Source organism: Candidatus Babeliales bacterium (assembly GCA_035944115.1).
Lineage (GTDB): Bacteria > Babelota > Babeliae > Babelales > Vermiphilaceae > DASZBJ01.
This window is the reverse complement of sequence record DASZBJ010000030.1, coordinates 1-4,657: the sequence shown is the minus strand read 5'-3', so window position 1 is coordinate 4,657 and position 4,657 is coordinate 1. Positions and strand designations below refer to the sequence as shown.

Genomic DNA, 4,657 nt, shown 5'->3' with positions numbered 1-4,657 from the left:
TGCCTGTTTTGCCCGCTGTATACAGTTCTAAGGCATTTAATTTAAATTCTTTATCATAAATTCTTATTTTTCTCATAAAGTCCCTCGTAATTGTTAGTTTACTACAAGTTCTTCATGTCTACAAAAGTGTAGCAGGATCATTAAAAACGAGCTTGTCCTTCGACATGTTCTACGACTTGGTCTCGCGGCGAAGTGAAATGAAGACGGAAGCAGCATTAGCGCGTCAAGGTCCGGCGTAGCCTCTGGCGAAGACGGAAGTAGGGTTAGTATGATGGAAAGGGATATTGGGGTTTCTATTTGTATGTTTACGCTGCCTTTTGTTTAATTGTTTTAATTTTTAAATTGACAGTCTGAATGACCTTGGGCATTATTAGTTGCATTGCATAGGGGGTAATTATCAGTGTGGGGATTAAAAATCACGTCAGGGGGCGTTATGAAAAAAATTACATTTTTGATGGCAGTATTTTTATCGAACATGCCTATGCAAGCATTTTTTTATAATTGTGCTGTGCTGTATAACACTAAAACTGGCCAGCGAGTTTTTGCATTGGGTGATGTGCACTTGGATCGACCTGATAAAAAAATTACGTGCAAACAGCGCGCTGATTTGATTGCTATTTTACAAGATTGTGCGGCCAAAGGAGAGTCTACGCATTGCCTTGTGGAAGATGCGTGGTATGAGTATATGGACTATCTAAAAGCGAAATATGGACAGGATCGTCTTAAGGAGTTGCAGATGGTTTTAGATGGTGATTTTGATGATTTAGGCACTGCGGGAGCGGCAATGGTCGAGAAGGTTTTCCATTACTTTGAGCGTGAGTTACGCGTTGACAAACATAATGAACAATTGCGCTGGGGTTCTCCGATGGATGTATTAGTAAAACATGCACATGCATTAGGGCTACCTGCTATAAATATTGACCCGCGGGACATTCCATTTAATATTTCGTATAAAAACGATGATTATAAAGTAGAAAACAATTTGGAGCATCTGAGTGAAAAGGAGCGTAAGGGCATTCATGGATTATATACAATTATGATTGCCAAAACAGCGCAAGGCATAAAAAATCAGGAAATTAAGGAACGATTATTGGATTTTATGTATAGCTACTATTCTATATCAGATATGACGGGTTTAGATGAGGCGGCATCATTTATGGTTGATATAGCTGCCATAGATAATATTTATGAAAATAAAAATATTAAAAATCTTTTTTTATGTGCTGGTGCAGCCCACACTCGACGTGTTGTAGCATTTTTACAATCAACAGGCGATTATCAGCAGATAGATTTTGTTGGGTGTGATGGTGAAAATTTTAGGTTCAGAGATAAGATGAATATACTTATTCCATCACTTAAGGATGTGGTAAACGCAATTCCAAATAATACGGTTTCGGCCAAGGTTATTAAAGCAATAGTGAGCAAAGCAATGCATGTAATGCTCAAGGATGAGTATATGACAGGTATGGCAATCGATGTACCAAAAGCAATTGCAGATGGTTTAAAAGCAGAGCGCACGTATTTAACGAGAAAAGATGAGGCATTAAATACACGTGCACAATCGAAATTAGATGCGAGTGTATGATGAAAAAAAATATATTTTTGGCGGCGATATGTTTATTAATGCATATTCCTGCACAAGCAATTTTTTATAATTGCATTGTGTTGCGTAATAATAAAACAGGCCAGCGTATTTTTGCATTGAGCGATTATCGTGGTGATGCATTAATAAAGAAGAAAAAGACAGGTACGCAACGAGCAGATCTGATTTCTGTTTTACAAGATCTTAAAGCAGATGGGGAATTAGTACACTGTATTGTTGCAGATCTGGCGCATCAACGTGATGTGGATGCAGCTCTCAACAAGCATCAGGATTGTATACCATTTATGCTTCGAGTGTTACAAATTTGTTTAAAAGGTTCTTTTGATAATTTGGGTATTGCCGGATCCGCACTCGTAGAAAAGGTATTCGATTATCACCAGCGTGAAATATTAAAGGACTATCATTCACCATTAGGCTTATTAGAGAAGCATTTGCATGCATTAGGAATCTCTTGTTTGAATGTTGATGTAAGGGACATTGTTTATGATGCTGTTTATAATAACAGTGATGAGAAAATAACCGATGGATTAGATCATTTGAATGAGAAAGAACGTAAAGGAGTAGATGGGCTTAGTAGAATTATAATAGGCAAAACAGTAAGCAGCATTAAGAACAATGAGATTAAAAATCGGTTATTAGATTTTATGTATAGTCACTATGCTGTATCAGACACAATGGGATTATTTGACCGGTCAAAATGTATGGTTGATGTTGCTGCTATAGATGATCTTTATCAAAACAAAAACATTCGGAATGTTTTTTTGTGTGCTGGTGGGAGCCATGTTCGAAATATTGTTACATTTTTAAAATCAACCGGTGATTATCAGCAGGTAAACTTCGTTGGATGTGATAATGAAGATGTAATTTTCAAATTTAAGTTGGCTAACTTTATTCCATTGCTCAAAGATGGGATAGATGCAATTCCAAGTAATATGCGTGCTGCTCAGATGATCAAAACAAGATTGAGTAAAGTGGTCAATGCGATATTTAAAGATGACTTGGTTGATAAAATTGCAATTCATTTGCCAAAAGCAATTGTAGACGGCTTAAAAGCAGAGCGTAACTATTTAAAGCGAGAGGAAAATGCTTTGCAATTGCCAGCGTACTGTGGAATATTGGACGCGGTAAAAGCGCGTGCTCAATCGAAATTATAGAATCTATTTTTAAACAGGCGTAAAAAGCAGAGGATCGGGAACGGTCCTCTTTGTATTTCTAGGTTGCTTGGCGTGCTTCATAGAATGTTCTACGTTGCGCCTAAATAAGCTATGAGATTGCAGATAAGGATTCTTGTCTGGAGAGTGGATAATGATGAAAAAATATTGATTGTACGTTCATATAGCGCTAAAATTACGTGCGTGAGAAAAATCTTGTTGTGATAAAGGAATAATGCACTATGAATAGTATAAAAAAGAATTTTTTATTAATAATGAGTTTGTTTGTTGTGTGTAATGGAAGATTGCATGCAGCAGCAGAGGATCATTCTGGGGAAAATCCAGCGTTATCAGTTGTATTGAATAATTTGAAAATACTGGTGGAAGAATATCAAGGTTGGTCGGCAGAGGAGAAAAAAGAGGGTGCTCAAGATGCTGATAGTGTAGCTGATATTATTGCTCGCTTGAATGCAGGGTTGGAGTTTTTTACGCTAGAAGAGCAAGATGGTCGCAATCACTCGACCTTTTATTATAGCAGTCATCATAAATGTAATGAGATGCTTAAGAACATTAAAAAGCAGAGAGACAATTGGCGAGAGCTCGAAAACCGAGCGAATGAGGTAAAAAAATTATTATTGAATAAGAGTGAGGGTGATCACAATAATTCAATAATGGGAGCTGCAGCTACTGCTGTAGCTGATGCAAACAGCATATTAGATCTTGAGCGTAGAAAGCCCTATTTTTTAGGATTTTCATCACCGGTGCTAACAGGGCCAGCTCTTCTGACGGATCCTCGTATTGGTGTCGTTGGTTTGATAGCGGCTCGAGTGGGGCAAGCGTGCTATGGTAATACACCTGCTCTTTCTATTATGAAAAAGCTATCGGGACTGCAGGCATTAGCGAGTGTGGCCTGCAACATATACCGGACGAAGCAATATTTTGGTAAAAGAGAAGAAGTGCTCAAGCCATATTTGCAAGACCGTGCACAGAATAAACAAAGATAGGTAGCCGTGTAGGTATGGAATGAGTTTGGATAATAATCAGGGGTCAGAATGGCCCCGTTTTCTGTTTGTTATATTCGACTGCTGCTGTTGTCTCTACAGGTAGTCAGAGTATTCTGAGCTTTAAAGGGAAAAAAATATGAAAAAATGCACCACGATTCTTGCTGTTTTAGTATCATTGATCGGTATTTCTACCTACGCTGTGTTTACTAATTTAACCATATTGTGGCATAAGGGCACTGGCCAGCGTGTTTTGTTATGTGGTGATGGGCATGTGGATACAACAGATATGAAAGATACACTTGCTAACCGAACAGGCGTGATTTCTGTAGTACAAGATTTGTATGATCGAGGTGAATCGGTACATTGTTTAGTTGAAGACGGTTACTCTTTTAATTTGAAAGATTTTGATTCTTATTCTGCGGCTGATAAAAAGAAATGTTGCGAAGACAAGCTTCTTGTTCACTGTGCACAAATGATGGGTCTAAGGTTTGGGCAAAATTTACTGCAATGTTCCCCTCTATCATTTTTAGAGAAATGTTTGCTTGAAAAGGGGCTATCTGGTAGCAATATTGAGAGAAGGAGTTATATCGATCGACATAGTAGAGTGAACGATGCTTTTGGTGCACGTATACATATGTACAAGAATATTAAAAGCTGTTCTATTCGACGGTCGTTATTAGATTTTATGAAAAGTAATTATGCCATGCCTTCTCTGTATGCTTCGCCAAATTCACCGGATGATAGGTATGATTATTTTATTAGACCTCTTCTGAAACCATAAAATTTATGGCATACTCATGATCTGTTTATATAAAAAAAGGTTATGAGAACATGAAATATGAAAAATTAAAATCATCATCAGAGGCACAATTTCGCAGAGTAACTGGGGTCAAGCGCAA

Annotated in this window: 4 protein-coding genes; all 4 read left to right on the top strand. The window is 37.6% G+C overall.

All coding sequences use genetic code 11. The features are described from left to right. The first annotated feature begins 433 nt into the window (after positions 1–433). Positions 434–1,585, top strand: a complete 1,152-nt coding sequence (locus tag VGT41_03600) for a hypothetical protein (protein HEV2601357.1) — start codon at positions 434–436, stop codon at positions 1,583–1,585. Continuing rightward, the gene (locus VGT41_03595; protein ID HEV2601356.1) at positions 1,582–2,757 is read left to right on the top strand and encodes a hypothetical protein; all 1,176 of its coding nucleotides are present in this window, start codon (positions 1,582–1,584) and stop codon (positions 2,755–2,757) included. The genes VGT41_03600 and VGT41_03595 overlap by 4 nt, the downstream gene beginning before the upstream one ends. A gap of 239 nt (positions 2,758–2,996) precedes the next feature. Then, the gene (locus VGT41_03590; protein HEV2601355.1) at positions 2,997–3,758 is read left to right on the top strand and encodes a hypothetical protein; all 762 of its coding nucleotides are present in this window, start codon (positions 2,997–2,999) and stop codon (positions 3,756–3,758) included. Positions 3,759–3,894: 136 nt separating this feature from the next. Then, positions 3,895–4,539 carry a hypothetical protein gene (locus VGT41_03585; GenBank protein HEV2601354.1) on the top strand — a complete coding sequence of 215 codons (645 nt, stop codon included), beginning with the start codon at positions 3,895–3,897 and terminating at the stop codon, positions 4,537–4,539. Positions 4,540–4,657 lie beyond the last annotated feature (118 nt).